Annotated in this window: 13 protein-coding genes; 7 read left to right on the top strand and 6 right to left on the bottom strand. The window is 43.9% G+C overall.

The window, feature by feature from the left end:
- The first annotated feature begins 69 nt into the window (after positions 1–69).
- A complete protein-coding gene (locus AC3E9V_RS25980; RefSeq protein ID WP_488751096.1) occupies positions 70–1,620 on the top strand; it encodes an Rne/Rng family ribonuclease in 1,551 nt (516 codons plus the stop codon).
- On the opposite strand, the gene AC3E9V_RS25975 is transcribed toward AC3E9V_RS25980, so the two are convergent.
- The gene (locus AC3E9V_RS25975; RefSeq protein WP_488751095.1) at positions 1,617–2,282 is read right to left on the bottom strand and encodes an outer membrane beta-barrel protein; all 666 of its coding nucleotides are present in this window, start codon (positions 2,280–2,282) and stop codon (positions 1,617–1,619) included. The genes AC3E9V_RS25980 and AC3E9V_RS25975 overlap by 4 nt on opposite strands.
- Positions 2,283–2,328: 46 nt before the next feature.
- Here AC3E9V_RS25975 and gldB point away from each other — a divergent pair, with 46 nt between their 5' ends.
- Positions 2,329–3,315: a gliding motility lipoprotein GldB gene (gene gldB / locus AC3E9V_RS25970; RefSeq protein WP_488751094.1), complete on the top strand. Its 987-nt coding sequence runs from the start codon at positions 2,329–2,331 to the stop codon at positions 3,313–3,315.
- Here the strand turns inward: gldB and AC3E9V_RS25965 are convergent.
- Together AC3E9V_RS25965 and AC3E9V_RS25960 are read right to left on the bottom strand one after the other, a co-directional pair.
- Entirely contained in the window at positions 3,312–4,514 is a 1,203-nt protein-coding gene (locus AC3E9V_RS25965; RefSeq protein WP_488751093.1) for a glycosyltransferase family 4 protein, read from the bottom strand. The genes gldB and AC3E9V_RS25965 overlap by 4 nt on opposite strands.
- 296 nt (positions 4,515–4,810) lie before the next feature.
- Positions 4,811–5,161, bottom strand: coding sequence for a hypothetical protein (locus AC3E9V_RS25960; protein WP_488751092.1), 351 nt, complete (start codon positions 5,159–5,161; stop codon positions 4,811–4,813).
- A gap of 158 nt (positions 5,162–5,319) precedes the next feature.
- Between AC3E9V_RS25960 and AC3E9V_RS25955 the strand changes: the two genes are divergently transcribed.
- The gene (locus AC3E9V_RS25955; RefSeq protein WP_488751091.1) at positions 5,320–6,033 is read left to right on the top strand and encodes a hypothetical protein; all 714 of its coding nucleotides are present in this window, start codon (positions 5,320–5,322) and stop codon (positions 6,031–6,033) included.
- Between the two features lie 34 nt (positions 6,034–6,067).
- Here AC3E9V_RS25955 and nth read toward each other — a convergent pair whose 3' ends face one another.
- From nth to AC3E9V_RS25940, 3 genes are all read right to left on the bottom strand, one after another.
- Positions 6,068–6,724: an endonuclease III gene (gene nth, locus AC3E9V_RS25950; RefSeq protein WP_488751090.1), complete on the bottom strand. Its 657-nt coding sequence runs from the start codon at positions 6,722–6,724 to the stop codon at positions 6,068–6,070.
- A gap of 106 nt (positions 6,725–6,830) precedes the next feature.
- A complete protein-coding gene (locus tag AC3E9V_RS25945) occupies positions 6,831–7,064 on the bottom strand; it encodes a hypothetical protein (RefSeq protein WP_488751089.1) in 234 nt (77 codons plus the stop codon).
- Entirely contained in the window at positions 7,039–7,638 is a 600-nt protein-coding gene (locus tag AC3E9V_RS25940; RefSeq protein WP_488751088.1) for an RNA polymerase sigma factor, read from the bottom strand. Before AC3E9V_RS25940 ends, AC3E9V_RS25945 begins: the two co-directional genes overlap by 26 nt.
- A gap of 341 nt (positions 7,639–7,979) precedes the next feature.
- Here AC3E9V_RS25940 and uvrA point away from each other — a divergent pair, with 341 nt between their 5' ends.
- The 4 genes from uvrA (at position 7,980) to prmA (ending at position 12,937) form a co-directional block, all read left to right on the top strand.
- The gene (gene uvrA / locus AC3E9V_RS25935) at positions 7,980–10,772 is read left to right on the top strand and encodes an excinuclease ABC subunit UvrA (protein ID WP_488751087.1); all 2,793 of its coding nucleotides are present in this window, start codon (positions 7,980–7,982) and stop codon (positions 10,770–10,772) included.
- A gap of 48 nt (positions 10,773–10,820) precedes the next feature.
- On the top strand, positions 10,821–11,021 hold the full coding sequence (locus AC3E9V_RS25930; RefSeq protein ID WP_488751086.1) for a hypothetical protein: 201 nt from the start codon (positions 10,821–10,823) through the stop codon (positions 11,019–11,021).
- Positions 11,022–11,348: 327 nt separating this feature from the next.
- The gene (gene tpiA / locus AC3E9V_RS25925; RefSeq protein ID WP_488751085.1) at positions 11,349–12,110 is read left to right on the top strand and encodes a triose-phosphate isomerase; all 762 of its coding nucleotides are present in this window, start codon (positions 11,349–11,351) and stop codon (positions 12,108–12,110) included.
- 8 nt (positions 12,111–12,118) lie between these two features.
- Positions 12,119–12,937, top strand: coding sequence for a 50S ribosomal protein L11 methyltransferase (gene prmA / locus AC3E9V_RS25920; RefSeq protein WP_488751084.1), 819 nt, complete (start codon positions 12,119–12,121; stop codon positions 12,935–12,937).
- Positions 12,938–12,976 lie beyond the last annotated feature (39 nt).

Raw genomic sequence — 12,976 nt, 5'->3', positions numbered from 1 at the left:
AGAGGTTGAGAAAAAACAGACACAAGAAGAAGTAAATAATGTTTTTTTCACATCTAAATTTTGAGTTAAGTGAGTAATGAACTAATAATCAACTCAACTCAAAATGGATGTCGGATAGCCCTTCTTAAGAATAAACAGCTCGTTGAATTCCACCAGGAAGAAGACGGGAACAGATTCAATGTTGGAGATATTTATCTTGGGAGCGTAAAAAAAGTCGTTCAGGGACTCAATGCAGCGTTTATCGACATTGGGTACGAAAAAGATGCTTTTTTACACTACCTGGATTTAGGACCACAGGTCCAGTCTTTGAACAAGTTTACCAAGCTAGTCCTCAACAAAAAGAATGTAGGAGCCAAGCTGACTGGTTTTAAACATGAGCCAGACATTCATAAATTGGGAAAGATCACCCAGGTTCTCAGCAAGAACCAGAAGATCCTTGTTCAGGTTGTAAAAGAACCAATTTCTACAAAAGGGCCTCGACTATCCTGCGAGTTGTCAATTGCCGGGAGATACCTGGTGTTAGTACCGTTTTCAAAAGCGGTAAATGTTTCGAAACGGATCGGAGATTCCAATGAGAGAAAACGATTGAGCCGGCTGATCAGCTCGATCAAACCAGAAAACTTTGGTGTAATTATCCGTACCGTTGCTGAGGGAAAAGACGTAAAAGAGCTTGACAAAGACCTCAGAAACCTCATACAAATATGGGAAGGTGGTGTAAAATCCCTGAAGACCGCTGGCAACCGAGACAAGGTGATCGGGGAAATGAACCGTGCCAACTCTATTCTCAGAGATGTACTGAATGAATCCTTTGATAGCATCACTGTAGACGATAAGGAACTTTACGATGAGGTAAAATCTTATGTTCGGAAAATTGCCCCGGATAAAGAAAAGATCCTGAAGCTATATCAGAGCCGTGTCAAGATCTTTGAATCTTTCGGAGTTGAGAAGCAGTTGAAGACTTCTTTTGGGAAGTCCGTCAGTGTAGCAAATGGAGGATACCTGATCATAGAGCACACTGAGGCGCTGCACGTCATAGACGTAAACAGTGGAAACAAGTCCAACAATGAAGATGACCAGGAAACCACGGCGCTGAAAGTAAACCTGGAGGCTGCCGGTGAGGTGGCCCGACAGTTGCGATTGCGTGACATGGGAGGTATCATCGTGGTAGACTTCATCGATATGAGGAGGTCTGAGAACCGGAGAAAGGTTTATGACCGCATCAAACAGGAGATGAAGAATGACCGGTCCAAGCATACTGTGCTGCCGCTCTCTAAGTTTGGTTTGTTGCAGATCACTCGTCAGCGAGTGCGGCCTGAGCTAAACATTGCTACCCGGGAGGTTTGCCCTACCTGTGGGGGTACCGGCCAGATCTCAGCTGCGATCACGATTTCCGATCAGATCGAGAAGACAATCACCCATATTCTGACTTCACAGAACGATAAAAAGATCACCCTGAGTGTGCATCCGTTTTTGTACGCCTATTTTACAAAAGGGATCTTTTCACGAAGGGTCAAATGGTACCTGAAGCACCTGAAGTGGGTGAATATCGAGGAGGATACTTCCCTGGCTATTACAGAATATAATATTCTGAATAGCAGAGGTGAGCTGCTCGAGCTCTAAAATTTGATCCCAATGTCCAGTGAAACGATTGTGTTTCGGACATAGAGCCCTTCATTTCGCTGGAAATCAAAATCGGCTTCCTTAACAACATTGACAAGCCCTCTTTGGTAGGTAATACTACCGAAGAGGGTTGTATTTACCCCAGCCCGGTACTCGACTCCCCCACCAAAAAGGATCGTTGCATCCAGGGCTCGAAATTCCTCTATCAGATCGTAGTTTTCTTCCATGGGTTCGCTGAAGACCTTAAACTCAGCTGCTCCACCCACCTGGAAAAAAATTCTCATGTCAGGCTGGATCTCGTTGGTAAACAGCTTCAAAGTAACCGGAAGCTGTAAATAATTGAGTCGGTAATCCTGGCTGGAGGGGTCTGGTAGTGTCCCTCCCTGGCCATCCGGATCGTCAGACACTTCCACACCAAAATACTTGGGGACGAAAATAATTCCCGTACTGAAAAAATAGGTTTCGGTGATTTCATGGTCATAGATCAGCCCAATGGAGAATTTAAACTGGCTCCCGATAGCTTCCGTATTGTATAGGCTGTCTACCAGAGATACCCTGTTTGACGAAATGGCGGGTGAAAACTTTAGTCCGAGCTTGGATTGTGAAAAGCTGCTAAAAGCAATTCCGCAACTTAATGTGAATAGTAAAAGGATCTTTCGCATGGCGACTCTTTAAATTGTCTAAATTTGACGCTTAAAATTAAGGTGTATGCGTGCAGTTATCATAGTCATTTCTTTTCTTTTATTTGGAGCGTGCCGGGAAGAACCTTGTAGGGAGGATTTTACCATCGCTAAAAAAGATATTTCTGTTGAAGTGCAGCGGTTGGAGGAGGAGTTATTTGATGTTGTGGATCAAGAGCAGCTTACTAACGTGCTGAAACGAAATCCCTCGTTTACACAGCTTTTCCTGCATGGAGATCAATATCCCTCAGACAGCGTGCTGGCAGATAAACTCTTTGGCCTGGTAGATAATCCTCATATCGATACTTTATACCAGGAAGCTGTGGAAGAATATCAGGACTTTGAACCCATCAGGTCCTCGATTGAAGATATTTTTGGCAGACTCCAGACGCTTTTTCCGTTTGTAAAGACACCCCGGGTGCAGACAGCCGTTACAGGGCTGTACAATGACTTGTTTATCTCCGATTCGCTGATTGTGATCGGTATAGATTTTTTTATCGGGGACGATGCTACATATCCACCCAAGGATATCCCTGCCTACATTTTGAACCGGTATGATAAGGAGCATATACCAGCGATCATCGCAAAGTTTATGGCTGGCTCTTTTGTGACTTCCGGTGATAAAAGTACACTGCTTTCAGAAATGATCGATTTTGGCAAAACGTATTTTCTGGCCAGCCGACTACTTCCCTGCACTGCGGACTCTATTCTGATGGGGTATACACCCAAAGACATGCAGGTGATCAATGAAAATGAGCCCATTATCTGGGCAAATTTTGTGCAAAATGAAGTGCTGTATGAGACCAGCCACATTACAAAAAGAAAGTTTCTGGGAGAGCGGCCAAATGTTCATGAGATCAATCAGGACTGTCCCGGCAGGATCGGAGCCTGGGTAGGCTGGCAGATTGTGGAGTCCTATATGGCAAAAAACAGTTCGGTAACGATCAGGGAGCTTCTCGAGAATTCAAATAATGAAAAGATCTTCAGTGAGTCAGGGTATAAACCTGGTGGCTAAGCAGTGAGAATATAAACTTCAGAATCGCTTACATCCAGGCGTTTTTCGTTGCTCAGGATCTTCAGCAGTTTTTTCACCTGAAGCTCTTTGTCGTAGTAAGTTTCTGCAAGCCTGCGTGATTGTTTTTGATATTTGAGGAGTAGTTGTGGGTCTTTGATAAAAACGTTGATCTTCCGGGTAAACTCTTCGGGACGTATGGGATCATGGTAAAACCCACAGTCATTTTTATCAACAACGTTTCTGATCCAGCCACCAAAATTTAAAATAATGAGCTTTCCGGCGGCCAATCCATCAAAAAATTTATTGGGGCTTCCTGTATTCAGGATTTCCAGGTTTTTAAACGAAATGTAAACTGCATCCTGTTTCTCCAGCTCTTCCTTAACTTTTTGTGTGTTCCCCGCTTCCTTAATAATTACATTCCTCAGGTCTTTGGCTCTCAATTTGATCTTACGAAAAGTAGCCCCCCCGCCCATTAAAGTAAACAGTATAGGCATATCCCGCTGCTGGCAGGACCGGGCAGCATCAAGTAAATATTCAAGCTGATTAGCTGCACCGAAGGTGCCAAAGTATCCAACTTTGAGGGGATTTTGAGCTGAGAAATGCTGCACTTTGTGGATAGGTTCAAAAAAAGTATTGTCAGAAATATTGGGTAAGACATGTACCTTGGTTTCCGGTGCAGTGGCTTCTATATAATTTCGGATAGCCGGCGATAATGCGATGACCCGCTGAGCTTCAAAGTAGCATTTCTTTTCAAACCGATAGAGCATCCGCTTGAGCAGCCCGTTGTTAATAGCTCCAATTTTGATGGGAGCCTCAGGCCACAGGTCGCCCACTTCAAAATAATACGGGATGTTCCACTTATGCTTAATATGCAGAGCAATAAACCCCGTCGTAAGAGGAGTGGTCATCACATAGGCCAAATCATGCTTTTTGAGGTTATTTATGCTCCTTTTGGCCAGGTGGACAAATCTCAGAAACGCAAAAATTCTTCTGATAAACCCAAAATGATTTCCATAAGGTACCCGTAGGTAATGAACGTCTATTCCTGCTACATTTTTGATCTGGCTTTTGCCATTGTGCGCAGTGATCATGGTTACCTGGTGACCATTGTCCACAAGCCCTTTTGCCAGATGGTAGGATCGCAGCGACCCTCCTTCTGCCGGTGTTTTAAAATACTGATGGACATATAGAACTTTCATGTGTTTAAAGGTTGTCAAAAATCAGCGGTTTGCTTCCCAATTTTAATCATACCCGGCCTGCCTTTGCCGAAAGTGGCTACTGCAGGCAGGTTGCTGTGGCTCAATAATTGGGTTGAGACTACGCGTCCCGGCATCATGCTCATTTCATGGGTATGTATAAATAGCGCAAAGTGGGATCAGGTAACCTTGCTGCCGCATTTATTCCATTGTTTTTTTTGGTTATCGCTCTTAGGGAGCTTACGTTGCTCTTTTTTTCAAGGTTTTCCAAACACAGATCTGAGATCAGCAAAAAGGAATCAGTCACTGATTTTCCAGTTTAGGAAATAGCTGGCTTTTTTAGCTTCGGACTCATTTCGTAAAAGCAGATCGGTAAACTGGCCAGGTTTCATACTGGTGATTTCCAACTCAAAATTACCCAGGTGATCGTTTTTGCTGGAAAGATCGTATTCCCAAAGCTCTATTATTAGCTTAAGTGGTTTCTTGATTTTTAACCTTAGACCAATAGGTAATTTTTCATCCACATCGATTTTCAGAAACCGTTTGTTGGTCGGCCATATCTTCTTGCCTTTGTGCATCAGATATATTTCATCCTTGTCGGATTCTTCGGCGACCTCACATACGATAGAAGTTAGGCTCAGGTAGGGCATTAGATGTTAAAGAAACAAAATATTACTGTTGGATTTCTAAAATATCGAATTTTTAAATAATGACCTATTGAAAGCTACCCAATTGGTTATAAAAATATCTGGTTCCCACAAGAAATGAAATTTATTATATTGCTTTTAAAGGCTTTAAAATATATAGGATGCGTGCAATTACTTTTTTCATTCTGATGTTGATGGTTGTTTTAGCGCAGGCTCAATTTAGAGAGCTTGAGGTAGGACTAAAAAACGGACAGACCCTTTACCCCACTACTCTTCGCCTGAAGGACCCACTTTTTAAAAAGCAGTTTTTGCTTGTTGACGATTCGCTGGAGTTCCGAATGTCGGAGGTCGATTATTATCAAACCCCGCAGAATTATTTTCTCGTACGAAACCTGGATTTTTACTCAGACCAACCATTAAAGCGGATTGTAGCTGGAAAAGTCTCAGTGTTCTCATATATGACAACCTCATATACGCCACCAATGCCTGCCGGGCCCAATGGAGCTATGATGGGTGGGGGGATGTCAAGCAGGACCTTGTACTATTACCAAAAAGACAGTCGTTTAAAAAGTTTAATGCTGGAAACACTAAAGTATGATCTGGAAGACGACCCGCTTAGTATGGAAAAACTGAACCAGATTACCCGCTTGAAATGGTTGAGAATCGGTCTGTGGACAGTTGGCGGAGTGATGGCTCTGGTTGGGCTCAACGAAATGGTGCAAGAAGCGAATGAAAAAGGACCTCCCTATGATAATGTTTCTTTAAGGCCAAATGCCCCATTTATTATTGGGTCATTAATGGTTGTGGCACCTTTGGCCTTTATGCCAAATAAGAATAAAAGGATGATAGAAGCAATACGGATCTATAACAGGTAAGTTTGGGGTGTTCGTTTTCTATATGAAAGAGTTTCTAAACCTCGTTCGGCACCACCTCCTTCTCATAAAACCTACAGAAGTGTGTGATCTTGCACTCCTTGCATTTAGGCTTACGGGCCAGGCAGACATATCTGCCATGTAAGATCAGCCAGTGGTGCGCTTTGTGGACGTGCTCCTCAGGAATGTGTCTGATCAGCTGCTTTTCTACCTCTAGCGGAGTTTTGGCATTTTGGGTCACCAGCCCCAGCCGTTTGGACACACGAAATACATGTGTATCCACCGCCATAGCAGGCTGATTGTAAAGGACAGATACCACTACGTTTGCGGTTTTTCGTCCTACACCCGGAAGTTTTTGCAGATCGGAATGTTTTTCAGGTACTTCTCCTCCATAGTCCTCCATGATCATCTTGCTCAGACCGATGAGGTGTTTGGATTTGTTGTTTGGATAAGACACACTTCGGATAAGCGCAAATATCTCATCGAAAGTTGCTGCAGCCATGTGCTCGGGAGTGGGAAACTGCCTGAACAGTTCGGGCGTAACTTTATTGATCCGGACATCCGTACACTGTGCGCTCAGCACAACCGCTACTAAAAGTTCGAACGGGTTGCTGTAGTTGAGCTCAGTCTGGGGCTCCGGAAAGGCTTCCTGAAAATATGTGACAAATGCTTCGTAGCGTTCCTTTTTAGTCATTTGATCAAAACTAATATTCCATAGTGGAATTCTGAGATTTTAAGTTTAAAATCTTCAGTGTAAGGTTTTGATCAAGCCTAACCTCGACAGTATCGGGGAGGCACTGCTAAACAGACTCCTTGTGATATCCTTTTGAAAAATCGAGGATTTTGTCAGTTACGCTTTTAGAAGGTGAAAAATTCACTTGATCCAGGTCATTGATTACCGACTGCAGATCGTTCAATCTGCACTGCAAGTCATTGTCAGTAACCAGGGCCTGTTCCAGCTCCTCTTTCTCGCCATTTGTTAACTCATCATAAAGAAACCTTACCAGGTCATTTTCTGTAAAAGTTTTGGTCATAGGCAATATTTGTATGTTTTAATTTTTTCCGAAGATTAATTAAAGCATACCTCATCCTGCCTAAAGCGGTATTGATGCTCACCCCTGTGGCATCCGCTATTTCCTGAAAGCTCATCTGCATATAATGCCTCATCACCAATACTTCTTTCTGAGCCTCAGGGAGCTCTTGTATATACTGCTTTAGCAGATTATAGGTATCCTTTTTTATATGCTCTTCTTCTATTGGCGCCTCAGAAAACTCGAGTGTGTTAAACACACTACTCCCATCTTCCATTACAATTTCCGGGTAACGCTTGGCTTTTCTGAAATTATCAATTGCCAGGTTGTGGGCGATTCGCAAGATCCATGGCAGGAACTTACCTTCTTCGTTGTATTTCCCCGATTTGATCGTTTTGATCGTTTTGATAAAGACATCCTGCATCAGATCTTCTGCCTGATAGCGGTCTTTTACAATCAAATAAATCGTGGTAAACACCCTGTCTTTGTGTCGTTCGAGCAGAACTGCAAACGCCTCTTCGTTACCATTTTTGTACTGAGACAGCAATTGGCCGTCGGTCAATTTAGTCTTTCGCATTAAAATCACCTGTTAGTTAACGTAGAGGTTTACTGCATATTGTCAGGGTTTGGTGAGAATTTTGTTTTGTGTGAAACCAAATCTATACCAAACTATCTTTCCACGCAAATCTTCTTTGAAGTTTCTAAAAAACACACTACAGGGCTACCTGATAATTTTGGCAGTTAGACTTTACTAAAACGGCCATAGAATGGAGAGCAATGAATCGGATAAAGGGGCGTAAAGATCCACTTTAGATTTTGCTGATTAAGAGGATTTTAGCTACTTAAATTCTAATTTTGCGTCCTTCAGTAAATCAATCCAATTAAAGGGTTGTTGTTAGGAGAGGAGATTTCAATACCATGACAAAAACCATCGATCAGTACGACCCTAAAGAATACATCGTCATCAAAGGCGCCCGGGTCAATAACCTGAAAAATTTAAGTGTTGCTATTCCCCGAGACAAGCTGATAGTGATCACCGGACTATCCGGTTCAGGAAAATCTTCTCTTGCTTTTGATACGCTCTTTGCGGAAGGTCAGCGGAAATATGTGGAGAGCCTGAGTGCCTATGCCCGTCAGTTTTTAGGTCGCATGGAAAAACCTGAGGTGGACTATATCAAAGGCGTGGCCCCGGCAATAGCGATTGAGCAAAAGGTATCTACCAGAAATCCGCGCTCTACGGTTGGGACAACCACGGAGATTTACGATTACATGAAACTCCTCTTTGCCAGAATAGGGAAAACCTACTCCCCCGTGAGCGGCAAAGAAGTGAAAAAAGATAGCGTCACAGATGTTGTGGATTACATCCTGGGTCATGAGGAAGGCGCCAGGCTCATCATTTCTGCTCCTCTAAAGGTCAATAAAAAGCGGACGCTGGAAGATGAGCTAAAGATCCTGATGAGTAAAGGATACACACGTGTCTTACTCAATGATGAGCTGAGTTTCATAGAGGACCTGCTTCAGCAGGACCTTGATAAAAAAGCGGCTCTCGAAATCATGATTGATCGGGTCGTGGTGAAAAAAGATGATGAGGACACGCAATACAGGTTAGCAGACTCAGTGCAAACTGCATTTTTTGAGGGGGAAGGTCGCTGTAAAGTGACTACGGTAGGCCATGAAACCAGAGAGTTTTCTGACATATTTGAGTTGGATGGGATCAGGTTTGAGGAGCCTTCAGCAAACTTTTTCTCCTTTAACAACCCATACGGAGCATGTCGAAGGTGTGAGGGATTTGGCCGAATACTTGGAATAGATCCGGATCTGGTTATTCCTGATCCCAACCTTTCCGTTTACGAAGGAGCCATTGCTCCGTGGCGGGGAGAAACCCTTCGAAAGTGGCAAGAGCCATTACTGAGGGATGGCATTCGTTTTGACTTTCCAATCCATCGTCCTATCAATGAGCTTACACAGGCAGAGTATGATCTGCTCTGGACTGGGAATGAATATTTTAAAGGTCTTGATGCTTTTTTCAAGCACCTGGAATCCAAAACCCATAAGATCCAGTACCGGGTGATGCTTTCGCGGTATCGCGGACGTACAGTCTGTCCGGATTGCCGGGGCACACGACTCAGAAAGGATGCATCGTATGTAAAAATTGATGGGAAATCGCTTACTGACCTGGTCCTGATGCCGGTGGATCAGCTCTCCGGCTTTTTTGAAAAGATCGATCTGACGGACCACCAGAGAGCAATTGCGAAAAGAATCTTAAGCGAGATTACCAGCAGACTTTCTTATCTTGAAAAAGTCGGCCTGGGTTACCTGACCCTCAACCGGCTGACCAACACCTTGTCGGGTGGAGAATTTCAGCGGATCAAACTGGCTACCTCTCTGGGAAGCGCACTGGTTGGCTCGATGTACATTTTGGATGAGCCGAGCATTGGTTTGCATCCACGTGATACCGACCGGCTGATTGAGGTCTTGCTTCATCTCAGAAATCTGGGCAATACCGTGATCGTAGTGGAGCATGAGGAAAAAGTGATGGAAGCCGCAGATGAGATCATTGACATTGGGCCGGCGGCTGGAGTACATGGTGGTCATTTGGTATATCAGGGGAAAGTGAATGATCTCAATGGGCAAACGGATTCTTTTACAGCCAAATACCTGAAGGGTACGGAAAAAATAGACCTCCCGACTCGCCGCAGAAAGTGGAATCAATCCTTTTCCATTGAGGGAGCTCGTGAGAATAACCTGAAAAACATTAATGTGGAAATCCCTTTGGGAGTTATGACTGTTATCACGGGTGTGAGCGGTTCGGGGAAGTCCACCCTGGTGAAAAAGATCCTGTACCCGGCCATCGGGAAAATGCTGGGGATCACCGGCGAGGCTACTGGTAAGCATGAGAAAATCTCCGGTGACTATAAAAAGGTGACCCAGATTGAGTTTGTGGATCAAAACCCGATCGGTAAGAGTTCCCGGTCCAATCCGGTCACTTATGTGAAAGCATATGATGGCGTCCGTCAGCTCTTCAGCGAGCAATCTCTGGCAAAGAAAAACGGATTCAAGCCAGCGCATTTCTCATTCAACGTGGACGGAGGCCGATGTGAAGTATGTGAAGGAGAAGGATCTGTGAAAGTAGAGATGCAGTTTATGGCAGACCTGCATCTGGAGTGTGAAAGCTGCCATGGGAGGAGGTTTAAAAAAGAAATTCTGGAGGTCAAATACCGGGATAAAGACATTGCCGAAATACTGGATCTGACTGTGGAGGAGGCCATAGACTTCTTTGCTGATAAGCCGGGGATTGTTAATAAAATTCAGCCGCTTTTTGATGTGGGGCTTGGGTATGTGAAGCTTGGCCAGTCTTCAAACTCTCTCAGTGGCGGTGAAGCGCAACGTGTAAAGCTCGCTTCTTTCCTTGGGAAGGGCGGAAATATTAAAAAAGAGCATGTCATGTTCATCTTTGATGAGCCCACTACGGGGCTTCATTTTCATGACATCCGTAAGCTCCTTGATGCGATGAATGCACTGGTAAATGATGGAAATTCAGTGCTTATCATCGAGCACAATGTGGAGGTGATCAAAAACGCCGACTGGATCATTGATCTTGGACCGGAAGGTGGTGATGGTGGTGGCCAGGTGTGCTATGCCGGATTGCCGGAGGATATGGTAAAGCTGAAAGACAACCACACGGCCAGATATTTGAAGGAGAAAGTCTAAAGCTTGTCTTATGGAAAACTGCTGACTTTCAACTAATACAAGCAGAAAATGATTGTCGAGACAACAGCAGATGAGATCATTATCAAGATTCCTTCAAATGTAGATATTGAAGATCTTCAGGACATAATAGACTACATTGATTATAGAGAAGCAACTGCAAAAAGTGTTGCTAAGCAAGAAGATGTAGATGAACTGATTCGTGAAGTAAAAATGAAGTGGTCTAAAAAATATTGGAGACCCGGGTTATAAAAATACCATCATTGTTTTCAGTGCCCTTTTAAATATCAACAGCATCATTGTCAGGCGGCCACCCCACCCTGACAAATCGCAGATTTATAAAAAAGGTGACCGGAGCCAAACCGCTAATGATTTCCAAATTCAAATATTGATTCAGATAATGTTAGTTTTGTGGCACTAGCGCTTGATATCCGCAGTAGCTATTTATGGACCGGCGACAAAAAGTTGAGATCCGGGCTTAGAAAAGAAGAATTCAAACAAGTAATCAATACCCAAGAATTGGTGAAACTCATTGAAAAGATCAATGAAGAATAGTCATCAATAAATAATAGAGCACAAATGAGAAAAAAAATTGCAGCAGGAAACTGGAAGATGAACATGGATCTGGCGTCAGGTCAGGCGTTGGCATCAGAAGTGATCAACATGGTCAATGATGAAGTAAGCAATGATGCCGAGGTGATCCTGATCCCTCCCTTTATTCATTTACTGGGAGTGAAAAAACTTATCGGATCAGCTAAAAATATCCACGTGGGTGCACAAAACTGCCACCAGGAGAAAAGCGGCGCTTACACCGGGGAGATTTCCTGCGATATGCTGCATTCTGCAGGAGTAGAATATGTAGTGATCGGTCACAGTGAGCGAAGGGAATACTTCGGAGAAGACAACTCGCTTTTGGCTGCTAAAACAAAAGCCGTACTGGAGCATGGCATGAAACCGATCTACTGCTGTGGCGAAAAGCTGGAAGTAAGAGAAGCAGGAAAGCATTTTGACCTGAACAAGGAGCAGATCGAGGAGGGCCTTTTCGGACTGTCAAAAGACGAGATCAAAAAAGTGGTGATCGCATACGAACCGGTTTGGGCTATTGGTACGGGAGTAACTGCTTCCTCAGATCAGGCTCAGGAGATGCACAAGTTTATACGAGGCTTAATTGCCGAGAAATATGATCAGGAAACAGCTGACAGCATTTCCATTCTTTACGGAGGAAGTGTGAAGCCAGACAACGCTAAAGAGCTTTTCGCTCAGCCGGATGTAGACGGTGGCCTGGTTGGTGGCGCCAGCCTGAAGTCCAGGGATTTTACGGATATTATCAAATCGTTTTAAAAAAACACATGAGCTACATAACGCTCGCCATACAATGCGATGAAGAAAAGAGAGAGTTGCTGCTTGCAGAACTCTCTCTTTTTCCTTTTTCGGCCTTCGAAGAGACGGAGGACGGACTATTAGCCTCCTGTGAAGAAGAAGAGTGGACAGAGGAACAGGAAATCAAATCCATTTTAGATCGATATAAAGTCCCGTTTGTCATTGACAAAGTGGAAAAAGTCAATTGGAACGAGGAATGGGAAAAGAACTATGATCCGGTAATCGTTGGGGATCAATGCATCGTAAGGGCTACTTTCCATCCTGCCCGTCCGGAGTTTCCGTACGAGATTATCATCACACCGAAAATGTCTTTTGGTACGGGGCATCATGCCACTACCTGGCAGGTGCTTAACTACCAGCTGGAGCTTGATCATGAGAGAAAGTCGGTTCTGGATGTAGGCTGTGGTACGGGAGCTTTAGCCATCATGGCTCATAAAAGGGGAGCTGACAATATTGCTGCTGTAGACATTGATGAGTGGTGCATTGAAAATAGTCAGGAAAATTTTTCGTTAAATCACTGCGAAAACATTCAGCTTCAGCGAGGAGGGATCGAGGTGATTGAGGAAAAACCGACCTTTGATATCATCCTGGCCAATATCAACAAAAATGTGCTGATGGATCAGCTGGGGGACTATGAAAAACGCATGAAGCAGGGAGCTATTCTGGTACTGAGCGGCTTTTATGTGGAAGATGTAAATGACCTTAGCCAGCGGGCGAATGAATATGCCTTAAAATTCGTTACCCAAACTGAGAGAGACCGCTGGGCTATGTTGGTTTTGAAAAAATAGAAAAGTAGACGTATTTACGTAAATTTATCTATTAAAATG

The organism is Marinoscillum sp. HNIBRBA16962 (genome assembly GCF_057801515.1).
Note: the sequence above shows the minus strand (reverse complement) of the source record. Positions and strands in the feature narration are given on the sequence as shown.

What these genes read in the sequence shown, in the direction of transcription:
- AC3E9V_RS25975 (WP_488751095.1), bottom strand. Translation starts at nt 2,282, where the DNA reads ATGCGAAAGATCCTTTTACTATTCACATTAAGTTGCGGAATTGCTTTT.
- gldB (WP_488751094.1), top strand. Translation starts at nt 2,329, where the DNA reads ATGCGTGCAGTTATCATAGTCATTTCTTTTCTTTTATTTGGAGCGTGC.
- AC3E9V_RS25965 (WP_488751093.1), bottom strand. Translation starts at nt 4,514, where the DNA reads ATGAAAGTTCTATATGTCCATCAGTATTTTAAAACACCGGCAGAAGGA.
- AC3E9V_RS25960 (WP_488751092.1), bottom strand. Translation starts at nt 5,161, where the DNA reads ATGCCCTACCTGAGCCTAACTTCTATCGTATGTGAGGTCGCCGAAGAA.
- AC3E9V_RS25955 (WP_488751091.1), top strand. Translation starts at nt 5,320, where the DNA reads ATGCGTGCAATTACTTTTTTCATTCTGATGTTGATGGTTGTTTTAGCG.
- nth (WP_488751090.1), bottom strand. Translation starts at nt 6,724, where the DNA reads ATGACTAAAAAGGAACGCTACGAAGCATTTGTCACATATTTTCAGGAA.
- AC3E9V_RS25945 (WP_488751089.1), bottom strand. Translation starts at nt 7,064, where the DNA reads ATGACCAAAACTTTTACAGAAAATGACCTGGTAAGGTTTCTTTATGAT.
- AC3E9V_RS25940 (WP_488751088.1), bottom strand. Translation starts at nt 7,638, where the DNA reads ATGCGAAAGACTAAATTGACCGACGGCCAATTGCTGTCTCAGTACAAA.
- uvrA (WP_488751087.1), top strand. Translation starts at nt 7,980, where the DNA reads ATGACAAAAACCATCGATCAGTACGACCCTAAAGAATACATCGTCATC.
- AC3E9V_RS25930 (WP_488751086.1), top strand. Translation starts at nt 10,821, where the DNA reads ATGATTGTCGAGACAACAGCAGATGAGATCATTATCAAGATTCCTTCA.
- tpiA (WP_488751085.1), top strand. Translation starts at nt 11,349, where the DNA reads ATGAGAAAAAAAATTGCAGCAGGAAACTGGAAGATGAACATGGATCTG.
- prmA (WP_488751084.1), top strand. Translation starts at nt 12,119, where the DNA reads ATGAGCTACATAACGCTCGCCATACAATGCGATGAAGAAAAGAGAGAG.